At 49.5% G+C, this 372-nt stretch carries 1 rRNA gene; it reads right to left on the minus strand.

Annotation, left to right across the window (positions count from 1 at the left end):
- Positions 1–257 precede the first annotated feature (257 nt).
- A 5S ribosomal RNA gene (gene rrf, locus DM872_RS00030) occupies positions 258–372 on the minus strand.

The following is a 372-nucleotide window of genomic DNA, read 5'->3' on the forward strand; positions in this document are numbered from 1 at the left end:
GATTCAGTTGTTAAAGAGCGTTTCGATCAAGCCTTTCGTCTCAACCGAGGCCGCGCATTCTACAGCAGCCTTTCTTACTGTCAAGCTGTTTTTCGAAAATCTCTTTTCTACTCAACCGCTTGCGCTTTGAGCGATTCCTTAACCAGGAACAACTCAGCAGTACCTATCGGTTACTGCAGAAAGCTCATCTTTCGATGGCTTTCACTAATAGGCAAAGCCCCGGCATGCGTTGGGCATACCAGGGCTTTGGGATAGAAGCTTGACGATGACCTACTCTCACATGGAGAAGCTCCACACTACCATCGGCGATGCGTCGTTTCACTGCTGAGTTCGGGATGGGATCAGGTGGTTCCAACGCTCTATGGTCGTCAA

The sequence above is a fragment of the Pseudomonas taiwanensis genome (assembly GCF_013393345.1).
Lineage (GTDB): Bacteria > Pseudomonadota > Gammaproteobacteria > Pseudomonadales > Pseudomonadaceae > Metapseudomonas > Metapseudomonas resinovorans_C.